Source organism: Streptoalloteichus hindustanus (genome assembly GCF_900129375.1).
Taxonomy (GTDB): domain Bacteria; phylum Actinomycetota; class Actinomycetes; order Mycobacteriales; family Pseudonocardiaceae; genus Streptoalloteichus; species Streptoalloteichus hindustanus.
The window spans coordinates 580937-595533 of record NZ_FQVN01000003.1 but is presented as its reverse complement, the minus strand read 5'-3'; the positions used below and the strand labels follow the sequence as shown (position 1 = coordinate 595533).

Below are 14597 nucleotides of genomic sequence, written 5' to 3'. Positions count from 1 at the left end.
ACACGACCCCGCTCTGGAGAACGATGTCGCCCCGGTTCCGCACGGTCCTGGCCTGCGTCCTCGCCGCCGTCGCCGTGTCCGCCTGCGCCCACGTCGACCGCCGCGGCGGGTCGCTGGTCGCGCCCACCCCGCAGAGCTCGGCGCCCGCCGTCGGGCCGGTGGTGCCCCCGACGCTGCGCGCCGAGCCGCTGTGGACCGCGCCGTTCGTCGCCGCGCCGGAGGTCGCCGGCCAGGTCTTCGTCGGCGTGGTCGCCGCGCCCGACGGGTCGCGGGCGGTAGCCGCCGTCGACGACACCGGCCACAGCCGCTGGTCCGTCCCCCTCCAGCGGGAGCCCAGCCGGTTCGCGGTGACCAGGGTGGGCGACCGCGACGTGGTCGTCGTCCTGGACACCGCCGCCGACCGCACCAGCGCGTCCGCCTACGAGGCCGCGTCCGGCGACCGCCTCTGGGGGCCGACGGACGTGCCCGGCGCGTGGGTCGGGCCGGGGCTGGTCCTGGCCGGCCCGTCCGGCCGGGTCGCCCTCGACGCGGGCAGCGGCCGGGTCGCGGTCCGCGAGGAGCCGGGCGCACGCGTGCTCCAGGAGCACGACGGCACCGTGGTGCTGGAACGGGACGGCCGGCTGCTCGCGGTCGACGCGGCGACCGGGGTCGAGCGCTGGAGCCCGGCCGCGTTGGTCGCCCCGGACCGGCTCGGCGGCACCGGGGCGGAACCGCGCTACCGCGCCGAGCCGGGCGACGACGCGGTGCTCTTCGTGGAGTGGACCGTGGGGACCCCGGGCGCGCCGAGGGCCCTCGGCTACAGCGCGCACGACGTGCGCACGGGCGCCCTGGTCGGCGACGTCCCGCACGGCGGCGCCGCCGCCAGGGCGATGGTGGACCGGACGACGGGCGTGACGCTGCTCTTCGGCCCGACCGCCGACACCCTGGTCACGGCGGTGGACGGGGAGAGCCGCCGGACGTTGTGGCGGCGCCCGGCCGGGCAGGAGCCGGTCCGCTTCACCTTCGCCGCGGGCGGCGTGGCCTACGGGACGGTGGGCGCGCGCACGGTGGCCGTCGACGAGCGGACGGGCGAGATCAGGGGCGGGGGACGGTGGCGGCTCCCGGTGGCCGCGGTGCGCTCCGGCGTCACCCTGGTTCCGGTCGCCGACCCCAGCGGCCGCGACCGCTTCCTCGCGTTCCGGCGCGGCTGAGCCCCCGCCGCCGCTCAGTCGGGCAGGGGAACCCGCAGGGCCCGCTCGGCCAGCGCGCGCAGCCGGGCGTCGTCCGGGCGGGACCGCTCGTCCAGCCAGACGGCCTGCGCCAGCCGCACGCGCTCGCCGTCGCGGGCGGTGGCCAACGCCGCTCCGGAGAAGGACTTCGGCCCGCCGTCCCATCCCCGGCCCTCCCGGACCAGGTCGGACACGCCGCCGGTGCCCGGCGCTCCGGCCACGCCCCGGAACTGCTCGGCCGTCGCCGCCTGCGGGAAGGTGAGCACGGCGACCGACACGGCGGCCCGGCCGCCGGGCCCGTCCACCTCGAACAGCGCCCTGCGCAGTCCGGAGCAGCGGTTCTGGGTCAGCCAGACCTGGACGTCGCCGAAGGACCTGGCGGCGCAGTCCGCGTCGGCGGCGGTGGCCCGCCGCGCGAACCGGACACCGTCCACAGTGGACGCGGGAGCGCTCGTGGTTGGCGTCGCCCTCGGGGCCGGCTCGTCGTCGCCGGTCGCGACCGTCACCACCAGCGCCACCAGCAACAGGCCGGCCAGGGCGATCGACGCGATCGGCAGCCACCGGGGAATCCGGCGCTGCCCGGCCTTCGCCGGCGTCGCGGGCGTCGTGGACGGCGGGGGAGCGTCGGCGGTGTCGAGGACCCGCGGGATCAGCACCGTGCTGCTGGTGGCCAGGTCCGGGCTGACCGCGTCCGCGAAGCCCTCCCCGGTGAGCGCGGCCACGCCCAGCTCGTCGAAGGGCATCCCCAGCGCGGTCAGCAGCCGCTGGACCTGGTCGACGCCGCACGGCCGGTCCGCGGTGGACAGCTCCCTGGCGGCGGCCAGCAGTGCCGACGCCGACGGGTACAGCACGCGCACGCCCCGGTGGAGGTCGGCGCTGGGCTGGACGACCCGCTCGACGTACGGGCCCACCGCGACGATCGTGCTGACCGGCAGGGGCTCGGCGCGCAGCTTCTGCAACCGCTGGGAGACCGCGGCGGCGGCGGTCAGCGCCTCGCTGGCCGGGTTCACCGCGCCGTCGGGTCGCACCAGCTCCCAGCCGTCCACCCGCCACGAGCCCTGCAGCGGCGCCTCCAGGCGCAGCGCGGGGTTGGGCAGGTCGGCCCCGCAGACCACCAGCACGCCCCGGGGCAGCACGAGCACGGCGTCCAACGGCCGGGGGCAGTCCGGCGGCGTGACGCCCAGGAGGGCCACCCCGCCGAGCACCCCGCTCCCGGGGCCGCAGGCCGCCAGCGTCGCGCGGAGGTCCGCGCCGACGTCGGACGTCTCGGCACCCAGCCGGACCAACCGCACCCGTCCTACCTCCCGGCTCGCCGTTCGCCCTTGTCGGCGGGCAACGGTAGCGCGCGTCCCCCGATCGTGCGCGGCTGTCGGCGCCTCTCACCCGATGTGACCCACGTCACCGAACGTCGGCTGGCTCGTTGGGGGAGGGGACAGAGCCGTTCAGCGGCGTCCGTCCGGCCCGCACGGGCGCGCCGACGGGGTGCGGGCGCCGGAGCGGGCGACCGGCGGCGAGGTGGGGGGACGAGGGCATGCGCGGTGTTCGTCGACCAGCCGGCCGGCGGCGTCGGGGCGCGGGGCGCGAGGTCCGCGAGCCCCCGGCCCACCCCGGGTTTCCCCCGACCGGGGCCGTCCGGTGCGCGTCCCGCTCACCGGTCCGACGGAGGCGCGGGGCGTGCCGGTCACGGCGCGCGACCACCCGGGCAGAGCAGTGGGGGATCACGGCTCGTGATCGGCTCCGCCGGTCGGCGCGGTGATCACGCGCGGTCACCGCCACGGTCGTGTGATGTTCGTTCTTGTGGCGCAACGCCAGGCAGCCGGGCAGAATTGCCCCGCGGGTGATCGCCGATCACGACGGCCGCGGCGGCGAGGCGTAGGGGAAGACGTCCCTCGTCGAGTAGCGGAGGTCAGCAGTGAGCACCCGTGGCAGCACCAGTGGCGTGGTTTACGTCCACTCGTCGCCGTCTGCGGTCTGTCCGCACGTCGAGTGGGCGATCTCGGGAACCCTCGGGACGCGCGCCGAGTTGCGCTGGACCGCGCAACCGGCGGCTCCGGGGCAGTTGCGCACGGAGTGCGCGTGGACCGGTGACGCCGGCACCGCCGGCAAGCTGGTCGCGGCGCTGCGCGCGTGGCCGATGATCCGGTTCGAGGTCACCGAGGACCCGAGTCCCGGCGTGGACGGCGAGCGGTTCTGCTACGTCCCCGGCATGGGGTTGTGGCGGGCCCGCACCAGCGCGAACGGCGACATCGTGGTGACCGAGGACCAGTTGCGGGCCCTGGCCGCGAGCAGCCGGGGCGGTGAGACGTTCGCCCACCGGGTCGAGGAGTTGCTCGGCGCGGCGTGGGACGACGCGTTGGAGCCGTTCCGCCGGGCCGGCGACGGAGTTCCGGTGACCTGGCTGCACCGCGTGGGCTGAGTGGGGCGGGTTGGGCCGGCCGGGCTGGGCTGGGATGGGCCGGGGCACCCGCCTCGCCCGCCGGACGCCTCCCGCGCCGGGCCGCCGTCGTCGCGGCCTCGGCGCGTTCCGTCCGGTTCGGACGGTCGGTTGTGGCACCCTCCCAGGAGTGCGGGCACGCAGATTCCCTCGACCGACCGCGCGCTGGTTGGTGCCGGTGCTCGCCATCGCCGCGGTGCTCGCGGTCAACGCGGGCCTGCTCGCCAGGAACGCCTACCAGAACGCCGACGATCCGCACCGGGTCGCGGACAGCGACGCCGCGGGGCGGCCCGGCGACGCCCTGGTCCAGCTCAGCCCGGACGCGTACCAGCACCCGGACGGCCAGGCCGTGCGGGATCTCCTCGACCGCCACTTCCGGGCGATCAACGACCGGAACTACCCGGCGTGGCGGGACACGGTCGTGGACCGGCGGGCGTGGGCCGAGCCGGAGCACCAGTGGCGGGCGGCCTACCGCAGCACCCGCGACAGCGCGGTGGTGGTCCGGCGCATCGAGACCGGGCCAGCGGACGGCGTGCGGGTGCTGCTGACCTTCACCAGCAACCAGGACCCCGCCGACGCCCCGGCCGGCACCCAGCTGTCCTGCCTGCGGTGGCGGGTCGTCTACCCGGTCGCCTTCGACGACGGCCGGGCCAGGGTGGACCTCCCGATCAACGGCAGCACCCAGCGCGAGCCCTGCTGATCCCGGAAGTGCGAAGCCTCCCGGGCGAGATCACCGCTGTGGTCGACGAGACTTCGGACCTGGGGACGCGGGAGCCCGGCGCGAGTCGTCGCGCCGGGCTCCCGTGAGTTCGACCGCCTGAACGACGGGCTCAGAGCGGGATGTTGCCGTGCGCGCCCCGCCCGGCCGGCGCGGCCGCCAGGGCCTCGGCCAGGCGGTAGCGGGTGTGCGCGGGGTCGATGACCTCGTCCACCACGCCGATCGCCAGCGCGCGGTTCACCCCGCCGGCGATCCGCTCGTGCTCCTCGGCGAGCTGGTCGTGCAGGGCCGCGCGCTCGTCCTCCGGCGCGGCGGCCAGCTTCTTGCGGTGCAGGATCCCCACCGCGGCCCTGGCGCCCATGACCGCCACCTCCGCGTCGGGCCAGGCGAAGACCGCGGTGGCCCCGAGGCAGCGGCCGTTCATCGCGATGTAGGCGCCGCCGTAGGCCTTCCTGGTCACCAGCGTCACCCTCGGCACGATGGCCTCGGCGAACGCGTGCAGCAGCTTCGCGCCGCGCCGCACCACGCCGTCCCACTCCTGGCCCACGCCGGGCAGGTAGCCGGGCACGTCGGTGAGGACCAGCATCGGCACGCCGAAGGCGTCGCACATCCGCACGAACCGGGACGCCTTCTCCGCGCTCGCCGAGTCCAGGCAGCCGCCCATGCGCAGCGGGTTGTTGGCGATCACGCCGACCGTCCGGCCGGCCAGCCGGCCCAGGCCGACCACGATGTTGGCCGCCCACCGGGGCTGCAGCTCCTCGAAGCTGGAGCCGGCCCCGTCGTGGTCCACGATGCGCCGGACCAGCGGGCGCACGTCGTAGGCGCGGCGCGGGGACTCCGGCAGCATCGCCCTGAGGTCCTCGACGTCCTCGCGCACCGCGTGCAGGTCGAACACGCCCGGCCGGGCGAACAGGGAGGTCAGCCGGCGGGCGCGGGCGTAGGCGTCGGCCTCGTCGTCGGCCACGACGTGCACCACGCCGGAGCGCCTGCCGTGGGCCTCCGGCCCGCCGAGGCCCTCCATGTCGATCTGCTCGCCGGTGACCGAGCGCACCACGTCGGGTCCGGTCACGAACACCCGGCCGGCCGGAGCCATGACCACCACGTCGGTCAGCGCCGGGCCGTAGGCCGCGCCGCCGGCCGCCGGGCCGAGCACGACCGAGATCTGCGGGACCCGGCCGGAGGCCCTGGTCATGGCCGCGAACACCTGGCCGACCGCGTCGAGCGCCTCGACGCCCTCGGCCAGCCGCGCGCCGCCGGAGTGCCACAGACCGATCACCGGCACCCGCTCGCGCACCGCGGTGTCGATGGCCTCGACGATGCGCTGGCACCCCTCGGTGCCCATCGCGCCACCCATCCTGGTGGCGTCTGTGCAGTAGGCGAGCACCTTCGCGCCGCCGATCCGCCCCCGCACCGCGTACACGCCGCTGGAGTCCGCGGGCCGCAGCGGCGCCACCGAGTCCGGGTCCAGCAGGTGGGCCAGCCGCACCTCGGGATCACGGGGATCGGGCTCGCCGTCGGCGTTCTGGGTGCCGGGCCGGGTGGCAAGGGCGGTCATCGTGGCTCCTCCCGAGACGGTGTCAGGGCCTCGGCGGCGCGCTGGTGGGGGAGGGGACGTGCCCGGTGGACCACCGGGCACGTCCCGCTCACGCCGAGGTGAAGGCGAGCGCCACGTTGTGCCCACCGAAGCCGAACGAGTCGTTCACGGCGGCGGTCAGCTCGACGCGACGTGCCTCGCCGGCCACGACGTCCAGTCGAACCGCCGGGTCGAGGTTCTCCAGGTTCAGCGTGGGCGGCACCACGCCGTCGCGCACCGCGAGCAGCGTGGCGATGGCCTCCACCGCGCCGGCCGCGCCCAGCAGGTGGCCGAGGGCCGACTTGGGCGCGGTCACGACCGGGTGATCGCCGACGGCCGAGCGGATCGCCGCGGCCTCGGCGACGTCGCCGACCGGGGTGGAGGTGGCGTGGGCGTTGACGTGCCCCACGTCCTTCGGGTCGATGCCGCCGGTGCGCAGGGCCGCCGCGATCGCGCGCGCCGCCCCCTTGCCCTCCGGCTCGGGCCCGGTGATGTGGTAGGCGTCGGCGCTGGTGCCGACACCGGCCAGCCGGCCGTGGACGCGCGCGCCGCGCGCCCTGGCGAACTCGGCCCGTTCCAGCACCATCAGCCCGGCGCCCTCACCGAGCACGAAGCCGTCCCGCGCCGCGTCGAACGGCCGCGACGCGCGCTCCGGCTCGTCGTTGCGCGTGCTCATCGTGCGGGCCTGGGCGAAGCCGGCCAGCGGCAACGCCGTGATGCAGGCCTCGGCGCCACCGGCGACGACGACGTCCACCTCGCCCGCCCGCAGCATCCGCCACGCCCAGGCCAGGGCCTCGGCGCCGGAGGCGCACGCCGAGACGGGGGCGTGCACGCCGCCCCGCGAACCCAGGTCCAGGCCCACCCACGCGGCGGGGCCGTTGGGCATCAGCATCGGCACGGTCAGCGGCGAGACCTTGCGCAGGCCGGCGGTCTCCAGCAGGTCGTCCTGCTGGAGCATGGTCATCGCGCCGCCGATGCCGGTGCCGACGACCACGGCCAGCCGCTCCGGCTCGACCTGCGGCTCCTCGCCGGCCAGGCCGGCGTCGGCCCAGGCCTGCCGCGCGGCGACCATCGCGACCTGTTCGCAGCGGTCCATCCGCCGGGCCTCGACCCGGGCGAGCACCTCGGTGGGCTCCACGGCGAGCTGCGCCGCGATCCGCACCGGGAGGTCGAACCGGTCGAGCCAGTCGGCTTCGAGCCGCCCCACGCCGCTGCGGCCGTCGAGCAGCGCCTGCCAGGTCGTGGTGACGTCGCCACCGAGCGGCGTGGTGGCGCCCAACCCGGTGACGACGACGTCGTTCGCAGTGCTCACTTGTTGGTGGCGATGTAGCTCACCGCATCGCCCACGGTCTTGAGGTTGGCGAGCTGGTCGTCCGGGATCTTGACCCCGAACTTGTCCTCGGCCTGCACCGCGATCTCGACCATGGACAGCGAGTCGACGTCCAGGTCGTCCACGAAGGACTTCTCCTCCGTGACCTCCTCGGGGTCCACGCCGGCGACCTCCTCGACGATCGCCTTGAGCTCCTTGAGGATGTCCTCGTTCGGCACGGTGATTCCTTTCTCGTTTCGCTTCCGACCGGACCGGCCCCCTGCCCGCCCGGCGAGTCCTCACCTAGGGACAGATCACGACCTGGGCCGAGTACGACAACCCGGCGCCGAAGCCGACCAGCAACATCACGTCGCCGCTGGAGACGCGCCCCTCGGCGATCATGTGGTCCAGCGCCAACGGGATGGAGCCGGAGGACGTGTTGCCCGAGTGGACGATGTCGTTGGCCACGACGAGGTCCTCGCGGGCGCCCCTGGCGCGCAGCCGCTTGGCGATCGCCTCCACGATCCGCAGGTTCGCCTGGTGCGGCACGAGCACGTCGATGTCGGACAGCTCAAGGCCGGCCAGCTCCACGGCCTGCTCGGCGACCGGCGCGATCTGGGTGGTGGCCCACCGGAAGACCGTGCGCCCCTCCTGGTAGACGTAGCGGCCGTCGCGCAGGTAGATCAGGTCCACCTGGTCGCCGGCGCTGCCCCAGGCCACCGGGCCGATGCCCGGCTCGTCGGCGGGACCGACCACGGCCGCGCCGGCGCCGTCCGCGAAGATGATGCAGTTGGCCCGGTCGTCCCAGTCGATCCAGTCGGTGAACCGCTCCGCGCCGATCACCAGCACCCGGCCGGCCGACCCGCCGCGGATCAGCTCCGAGGCCACGGTCAGCGCGTAGGAGAAGCCGGCGCAGGCGGCGTTGAGGTCGAAGGCCGCGGCGGCCTTGACGCCGATCCGGTCCGCGGTCTGGGCCGCGGCGTTGGGGATCTGGCCCGGCATCGTGCAGGTGGCCACGATCACGGTGTCGACGTCGGCCGGGGTGAGCCCGGCGTTGGCCAGCGCCTTGGAGCCGGCCTCCACCGCCATGTCCACCAGGGACTGGTCGGGGTCGGCCAGCCGGCGCTCGACGATGCCGACCCGCTGCCGGATCCACTCGTCGGAGGTGTCGACGCGCTGGGCGAGGTCGTCGTTGGTGACGACCCGGTTGCCCTGGGCGCTGCCGAAGCCCAGCAGGCGGGTGGCGGCGGGGCCGCTGTTCTGTCGCAGACGCGGCCGGCTCACGCGGCGCCCTCCTCGGCCACCAGCTCGACCACCCGGTCCAGGTCGGCGGGGCTGTTCACGGTCACCGTGGCGGTGCCCTTGATCGCGCGCTTGACCAGGCCGGTCAGCGCCTTGGCCGGGGTGAGCTCGACGGTCGCGGTGACGCCGCGCTCGGCCATGGCGGCCATGCACAGGTCCCAGCGGACCGGGCGGGTCACCTGGCCGACCAGGCGGCGCAGCACCTCCGCGCCGTCGGCGACCACGGCGCCGTCGGCGTTGGACAGCAGCGGGCGGGTCGCGTCGGCGACCCGCACCGAGGCCGCGCGCTCCCGCATCGCCGTCTCGGCCGGGGCCATGAAGTGGGTGTGGAACGCGCCGGCGACCTTGAGGGCGATGACCTTGGTGCTCGCCGGCGGCTCGGCGGCCAGCTTCTCCAGCGCGGCGACCGGGCCGGCGGCCACGATCTGCCCGGCGCCGTTGCGGTTGGCCGGGACCAGGTCGAGCTCGGCGAGCCGGGTCAGCACCGGCTCCTCGTCGCCGCGCAGCACCATCACCGCGGCCATGCCGGTCGGCTCCAGCGCGCAGGCGGCGGCCATCTCCCGGCCCCGCACCGCGGCGAGCGCGACGGCGTCGTCGGTGGTCAGCACGCCGGCCATGGCGGCGGCGGCGAGCTCGCCGACGGAGTGCCCGGCGACCGGCAGGTCGGCCGGCAGCTCGGCCCGGCGGGTCAGCTCCTCGAACGCCAGCAGCGCCGAGGCCACCACGAGGGGCTGGGTGACCGCGGTGTCCTTGATCTCCTCGGCGTCGGCGGTGGTGCCCAGGCGGACGAGGTCCAGGCCGGTCGCCTCGGACCAGGCGGCGAGCCGTTCGGCGGCGCCGTCCAACTCCAGCCAGGGGGCGAGCATGCCGGGGGTCTGCGAACCCTGCCCCGGCGCGAGTAGGGCGATCACCCGTTCACTGAACACGGTCGCCCGTGGTGGTCGGGATGCCGACACGGACGAAGTCCGGCGGGCGACGTTGTGGAGTGTCTACAAGCCGCGCCCCGAATCCCGGGCCAGGGCGGGGAAATCGTTGTGGCGCCGTCGCCCGTTCCGTCCTGTTGCTCCGGTCACATCGGCGGGTTCCGAGCGCGACGATCACCCGGTTGTGCCGTGGTCCACGTCACTTGGGGCGGTTAACCTGGACAGTGCTCCGGCCGCTCGGGTCGGGGAAGTGAGCCCGGGAAGGGGCCGTCGGACGGCGGCCGCCCGGGCTTCGCGTTGTCCGGGTAGTTCCCTGTGGTCGGCGTTGTCCGTGCTCGTTCGGGGAAGGCGCCGGGACTCCACCTGATCACGGTTCCGGCGCTCGCCGGTCCCGGGGATCTCGGACCGGGCCACGAGTGGCGCTGGCCGGACCCCGGCTCCGACCAGCTCCCGTCGGCTCGGGTGATCGTCCGGTGGTCCCGTCCCCGGCCCGCGCGGTCACCGGGAACCGCGCCGCGCGCCCCACAGCCGCAGGTCGCCCCACCACGGCCGACCCCGGGAGTCGTGCCCGGAACCGCCGACGTCGAGCACCTGCTCGATGATCGGCGCGACGCGCCGCCGCCAGCCGCCGCCGGCGCCGTGGCACCACGCCACCGCGTCGCTGATCCACAGCGACGGCTCCTCGTGCGGGCGCAGGTGCTCGTAGACCAGCCGGCCGTCCCCGCCGGCGCGGCGCAGCAGCGGTCCGATCGTCCTGCGGTCGCGGCGGTCCTCCTCGCGCCCGCGCGCCTCCAGCACCAGCCGCCGCGCGTCCAGCTTGATCAGGTCGTCCACCAGGTGGGCCAGGCACGAGCGGCGGACGCCCTCGGTCCCGCCGCGGCCGGTGTAGACGCGGGTGCGGACGCCGCTCTGGGCGAGCCGCGCGGCGATCATCCGCTTCACCGCGTCGCTCTCGTGCTTGAAGTGGAGCCGCCGCTCGCCGCCGACCCGCATGCTGCGCAGCAACCTGCGGGTGCGTTCCAGCTCGGTGGGCTTCAGCAGCGTCACCACCAGCAGGTAGGCGCCCCGGTGGGACTCGTCGACGAAGGCGTGCACGCTCACCCAGCGATCGTGACCACGCCACCGCCCCGCCACGCGCCGTGCCGACGATTCCCACTCGCGCGGGCGATCAGGAGCCCCACCCCCGGGCGACCACGGCCGCCCCGGGACGCGGGCTGTCACCAGCCGCCGCGATCGGCTCCCGGGCGGCGCGGCGCGGCGGACCAGCGCGGCCGACGGGTCACCAGAAGCCGCGCGAGCGGGCGAGCCGGCCGACGGCGAGGGCCACCCGCAGGACGAGGGCGTCCCGGGGGTCGGACGCGTTGCGGCCGGTCAGCTCGGTGACCCTGCGGAGCCGGTACCGCACGGTGTTGGGGTGGACGAAGAGCTGCCGGGCGCAGCTCTCCAGCACGCCGCCCACCTCCAGGTAGGCGTCCACCGTCTCCAGCAGCGAGCCGCCGGCGTCCACCAGCGGCCGCACCACGTTGTCCACGAGCTGACGCTCGGCCTCCGGGTCGCCGGCCAACGCGCGCTCCGGCAGCAGGTCGGTGGAGCGCACCGGGCGCGGCGCCGCCGGCCAGGCGACCACCGCCCGCAGCCCGGACAACGCGTCCTGGGCGCTGCGGTGCGCCTCGGCCAGGCTGGACAACGTGGGCCCCGCCACCACCGGGCCGGCGCCGAACGCGGCGGCCATCCTGGTCAGCACGTCGGCGCCGGCCGGCCCGTCGACCGGTCCGGCCAGCACGACCACCAGCCGGGAGCCCTGCACGCCGATCAGCACCGGGCGCCCGGCCCTGGCCGCGCGGCTGCGCACCTCGTAGAGGACCGCCGGCGGGTCGTCCGACGTCGGGTTGCCGACCAGCACGGTGGCCTCCGCGGCCGGGTCCCAGCCGAGCGCCGCCGCGCGGGACAACAGGGACTCCTCGGCGTCGCCGCGGACGATGCCGTCCACGACCAGCGCCTCCAGCCGCGCGTCCCACGCGCCGCGCGCCTCGGCGGCGGCCGCGTAGGAGGTCGCGGCGGCGAAGGCGATCTCGCGCCCGTAGCGGAGCACGGCCTCGGTGAGCACCGCGCGCTCGGCGTCGTCGGCGGCCAGGGTCGGCAACTGCTGCTCGAACACCTCGATCGCGATCCGCACCAGCTCGACGGTCTGCCGCAGGCTCACCCACCGGGCCAGGTCCCTGGGCGCGCCCCGGAACGCCTCGGCGGTGAGCCGGAGCGCCTGCTGCGGGTCGCGCAGCCACGCCACGAAGCCGGCGACGCCGTTCTGCGTCACCAGCAGGACGCCGGAACGCTGGTCGGCCGACAGCCGGCGGAACCACGGGAGCTGCCGCTCCATCGCCGTGATGCTGGCCGCGGCCATGCCACCCGAGGCCCGCTCCAGCTTGCGCAGAGTCGTGGCGGACAGGTCGGGGTGGTCGCTGCTCCGTTCGTGGGCAGCCGCGCTGCTCATGACGGCCAGCATCGCACGTCGCGGGGGCGGTCCCGCGCAGGTGCCGGCCGGTAGTCGGCGTCGTCCCGAGTCGTCCGGTGTTGTCTGTAGCTTGTCTCCACTTGTCGCCACATGCCGGCTCGGGAAGAATCCGCCCCCCTCGCCGGCCGCCGCGCTCCACCTGCCCGCACGCGCCCGCCGCCCGCGATGGCTGGGGCCCACCGGACTCGCTCGCGGGGGAGATCAGTGGGTATTGGGAATGTCGTGCAACCGATTGGCGCCGACTCCCCGTCGTGGTCTTCGACGGGACCTGTTGGGGTCGCGGTTGCGTCACCGAGGCGTTCCGCGCGTGGACGAGCTATTTGTCCGCCATTGTGGACAACGCGGACGCGCTCCGAACGGACTACGACGCGTGCTCCGGCGATCCGGCGGTGGTCGTGGCGGGGTCGGCGGCTCGGTTCCGGGGCGGGGGAGCGGCTCGACCGCCGCGGCGAGCGCCCTGGACACGGGTAGTGCTCGACGCGCGAGCCGCGCCGTCACCCCGCTACCCGCATGTCCCAGCCCGATGGTCGGAAACCTGTCGAATTGCCTCTGTTTCGTGGCGGAGGGTGTCGACAGATTTGCTTGATTTTCCGAGTGACCGCACCCCGAAATAGCACATAGATTGCGTCCGCACGGATCCCGTGCATTCCCTGCCAGAGAGGGAGGTCCGTTTTGCGGACTGGCTTCGGATCATCCGGGTTCAGGCGCGGCGCGGCGGTGGTCGCGGGTCTCGCGGCGTTAGTGGGGACACAGCTCTCGGTCGGGACCGCGGCGGCGGAGCCGTCGTCGACGCCGGCCGGGTTGGAGGAGTTCTACGGCCAGAAGGTGTCGTGGGCGGCGTGTGACCGGCCCTACGCCACGCTGGAGTGCGCGACGATCTCGGTCCCGCTGGACTACCGCGCCCCCGACGGGGAGCGGATCGCGGTCACGATCAGCAGGAAGAAGGCGGCGGACCAGGCCAACCGGCGCGGCGTCCTGCTGCTCAACCCCGGCGGGCCCGGCGGCTCCGGCCTGCAGTGGCCGGACATCCTGGGCAAGACCCCGGTCGGCAAGGTCTACGACCTGATCGGCTTCGACCCGCGCGGCGTCGGCAAGTCGACCGCGCTGCTGTGCGAGGTGGCGCCGGCGCTGGTCCGGCTCAACACCCGCCCCGGCGACGCGGAGCTGGCGGGCTGGGCGGCCGACGCGCGGGCCAGCGAGGCCGGCTGCGAGCGGTCGGCCGGCGGGCTGCGGCCGCACGTCAACACCCCGAACACCGCGCGGGACATGGACGTCATCCGGGGCGTCCTGGGCGAGAAGAAGATCAACTACCTGGGCTACTCGTACGGCACCTACCTGGGCGCGGTCTACGGCAGCCTCTTCCCGAAGAACCTGCACCGCAGCGTCCTCGACTCCGCGGTGCACCCCGAGTGGATCTGGCACGAGCAGTTCAAGCAGCAGGCGGTCGCCCTGCGCCAGAACGTGGACCTGTGGGCCGGCTGGGTCGGCCAGCGCAACGCCACCTTCCGCCTCGGCAAGACCCAGGCCGAGGTGCTGGCCACGGTCGAGGACCTGGCGGCGAAGCTCGCCAAGAAGCCGGTCGGGGGCTTCGACCGCAACTCGCTGGACCTGGTCGTCGGCACGGGCGCCCGGTACCGGCAGCTCTGGGACGACCTCGGGTACATCCTGCTCGACGTCAAGAACAGCGCGACGACCGACAAGCCGGTCCCGACGCCGTCCGACGCGCTGACCGCCGCCGGGCTGATCCGCGAGCTGGGCATCGCCGAGACGCGCAGCGGCGTCTTCGACACCGTCACCTGCGAGGCCGACTGGCAGCGCGACCTGAACGGCTACTACAGCGACATGAAGCTGTTCCGCGAGAAGTACCCGTACGGCTTCGGTGTGCTGCGTGCCGCTCCGACGACGTGCACCTTCCGCTCGTTCACGCCGCCGGAGCGCCCGGTGGACCTCAAGCGTGACGGCTACCAGACGGGCCTGGTGATCCAGGCCGATGGCGACACGCAGACCCAGTACGACGGTGGCCCGGCGATGGCGGAGCGCCTGCGCGGCCACCTGATCTCCGTGGCGGACGAGGGCACCCACGGCTTCTACGGCTTCGGCAACGCCTGCGTGAACCGGCACGTCGAGCGGTACCTGATCGACGGTGTGCTGCCGCCGACCCGCGTCACCTGCGCGGGCGAGGCGCGGCCGAACGTGCCGGCCGGGCTGGAGGCCGTCGACGCCACCGCGGCCACCACGCAGGGCCTGGCGGTCGGCGCGGAGCGCGGCTCCCTCGCCGACTCGGTCCGGCAGTACATCGCCGCCAACCGGCTGATGGAGAAGGTCGCGGGCTGACCTGACACCCGCTCAGGGAGGCTGTCCTCCCCGTCGCCGCCGCGTTCCCGTTCCCCGGGGCGCGGCGGCGACGCCGTGCGGGGTTCCGGGGCTCCGGCCGGGGCGCCGGTCACGGGCCTCGCCACTCGTCCGCATGATCAGTTCCCCGATCGCCCGCCCCGATCGGGAACCCCTGGCTGAACCGATCACGGCGAGTGGTCGCCAACCATGCCATCGCGGGACTGACCACGGCCGTCACCACGGCATACGTTCGCAGAGCACCCTCCCCGTGGGCGGCAAGGAGG

General features: G+C 75.2%; 12 protein-coding genes. 4 read left to right on the top strand and 8 right to left on the bottom strand.

Annotated elements, in window-relative coordinates; all coding sequences use genetic code 11:
* Positions 1–23: 23 nt before the first annotated feature.
* Positions 24–1190 carry an outer membrane protein assembly factor BamB family protein gene (locus BUE43_RS11870; RefSeq protein ID WP_073482110.1) on the top strand — a complete coding sequence of 389 codons (1167 nt, stop codon included), beginning with the start codon at positions 24–26 and terminating at the stop codon, positions 1188–1190.
* Positions 1191–1204: 14 nt separating this feature from the next.
* On the opposite strand, the gene BUE43_RS11865 is transcribed toward BUE43_RS11870, so the two are convergent.
* Positions 1205–2500, bottom strand: coding sequence for a hypothetical protein (locus BUE43_RS11865; protein ID WP_073482109.1), 1296 nt, complete (start codon positions 2498–2500; stop codon positions 1205–1207).
* Positions 2501–3120: 620 nt separating this feature from the next.
* Here BUE43_RS11865 and BUE43_RS11860 point away from each other — a divergent pair.
* Together BUE43_RS11860 and BUE43_RS11855 are read left to right on the top strand one after the other, a co-directional pair.
* On the top strand, positions 3121–3624 hold the full coding sequence (locus tag BUE43_RS11860) for a DUF3145 domain-containing protein (RefSeq protein ID WP_143174100.1): 504 nt from the start codon (positions 3121–3123) through the stop codon (positions 3622–3624).
* A gap of 148 nt (positions 3625–3772) precedes the next feature.
* Positions 3773–4342 carry a hypothetical protein gene (locus BUE43_RS11855; protein ID WP_143174099.1) on the top strand — a complete coding sequence of 190 codons (570 nt, stop codon included), beginning with the start codon at positions 3773–3775 and terminating at the stop codon, positions 4340–4342.
* A gap of 130 nt (positions 4343–4472) precedes the next feature.
* On the opposite strand, the gene BUE43_RS11850 is transcribed toward BUE43_RS11855, so the two are convergent.
* The 7 genes from BUE43_RS11850 to BUE43_RS11820 form a co-directional block, all read right to left on the bottom strand.
* A complete protein-coding gene (locus tag BUE43_RS11850; RefSeq protein WP_073482108.1) occupies positions 4473–5915 on the bottom strand; it encodes an acyl-CoA carboxylase subunit beta in 1443 nt (480 codons plus the stop codon).
* A gap of 88 nt (positions 5916–6003) precedes the next feature.
* Positions 6004–7245 carry a beta-ketoacyl-ACP synthase II gene (gene fabF / locus BUE43_RS11845; RefSeq protein ID WP_073482107.1) on the bottom strand — a complete coding sequence of 414 codons (1242 nt, stop codon included), beginning with the start codon at positions 7243–7245 and terminating at the stop codon, positions 6004–6006.
* Positions 7242–7481, bottom strand: coding sequence for an acyl carrier protein (locus BUE43_RS11840; protein ID WP_073482106.1), 240 nt, complete (start codon positions 7479–7481; stop codon positions 7242–7244). The genes fabF and BUE43_RS11840 overlap by 4 nt, the downstream gene beginning before the upstream one ends.
* A gap of 64 nt (positions 7482–7545) precedes the next feature.
* On the bottom strand, positions 7546–8526 hold the full coding sequence (locus tag BUE43_RS11835; protein ID WP_073482105.1) for a beta-ketoacyl-ACP synthase III: 981 nt from the start codon (positions 8524–8526) through the stop codon (positions 7546–7548).
* A complete protein-coding gene (locus tag BUE43_RS11830) occupies positions 8523–9455 on the bottom strand; it encodes an ACP S-malonyltransferase (RefSeq protein WP_073482693.1) in 933 nt (310 codons plus the stop codon). Before BUE43_RS11830 ends, BUE43_RS11835 begins: the two co-directional genes overlap by 4 nt.
* Positions 9456–9965: 510 nt before the next feature.
* Positions 9966–10568 carry a hypothetical protein gene (locus BUE43_RS11825; RefSeq protein WP_073482104.1) on the bottom strand — a complete coding sequence of 201 codons (603 nt, stop codon included), beginning with the start codon at positions 10566–10568 and terminating at the stop codon, positions 9966–9968.
* A 178-nt stretch (positions 10569–10746) separates the two neighbouring features.
* Complete coding sequence (locus BUE43_RS11820) at positions 10747–11958, bottom strand: PucR family transcriptional regulator (protein WP_143174098.1); 1212 nt, start codon at positions 11956–11958, stop codon at positions 10747–10749.
* A 762-nt stretch (positions 11959–12720) separates the two neighbouring features.
* On the opposite strand from BUE43_RS11820, the gene BUE43_RS11815 reads away from it, so the two are divergent.
* The gene (locus tag BUE43_RS11815) at positions 12721–14313 is read left to right on the top strand and encodes an alpha/beta fold hydrolase (protein WP_073482102.1); all 1593 of its coding nucleotides are present in this window, start codon (positions 12721–12723) and stop codon (positions 14311–14313) included.
* The last annotated feature ends 284 nt before the right edge of the window (positions 14314–14597 follow it).